The 806-nt window shown below is 67.2% G+C and carries 1 protein-coding gene; it reads right to left on the reverse strand.

Going from position 1 to position 806, the window contains the following annotated elements; translation table 11 throughout:
• Positions 1–806, reverse strand: an 806-nt coding sequence (locus HGO92_RS24930; RefSeq protein WP_169999108.1) for a type II glyceraldehyde-3-phosphate dehydrogenase, incomplete at both ends; no start/stop codon positions are given.

An 806-nucleotide genomic window follows, 5' to 3' on the forward strand; every position in this document is an offset into this window, starting at 1 on the left:
TCCTCCCAGACGGCGACTTCCCACATGTCCCCGCGGGGCCGGCCGAGATCGTTCATCAGCTCGATGGTCGAGTTCAGGGCGACGAGTCCGTCGGCCATCCGGATGAACGCGATGCGCGGCGCGGCACACAGGGCCGCGAGGACTTCCTCGCGGCTGGCCGGGCGGGTGAGCTGCAGCGTCCAGTAGTGGTTATGGGTCTGGGTGTGGGCGCCTTTGGCCGCGATTGTCACCAGGTCCAGGCCGGGCAGGACGGTCTGGGCGTCAGGCCCCTGATGGGAAGGGATTTTAGATTCCGGGACCATGGTGTTCATGATCCCGCCCAAGTGCGACTCCCACGGGTCGGTGGCCCGGCGGATCAGAACGCCGCGGGCCTTGGCCAGCAGGTCAGCGTCCTGCAGCGCGCCAAGGACACGGACAATGCTGGTGGTATTGCAGGAGACCACGCGGGTCATGTCCCGTCCCAGCGCGCTCTCATAGTTGGCCTGGGCCACGAACGAGTGCCCCGTGGTCTCGTGGGATTCCCCGCCCTGCAGCACAAGTTTCACGCCCGCGGCCCGGTAGCGGGGCAGGTTCTCTGCTGCTACGTGTTTGGGTGTCGTGTCGGCGATGACGTCCACCTGCCCCAGTAGGTCCTCCAGTGAGCCCGCGACGGGAAGCCCGGCCTGAAGCATCGCCTGCCGGGCCTCGTCCGTGGACGCGAACAGCGGGAACCTTCCGGCAGCGGACTGGATCCGCCAGTCGGTGACGATGTCGGCGATGCCGACCAGTTCCATGTCCGGTTGCAGTGCGACTGCGTCCGCTACACG

The organism is Crystallibacter degradans, from assembly GCF_012952295.1.
Classification (GTDB): domain Bacteria; phylum Actinomycetota; class Actinomycetes; order Actinomycetales; family Micrococcaceae; genus Crystallibacter; species Crystallibacter degradans.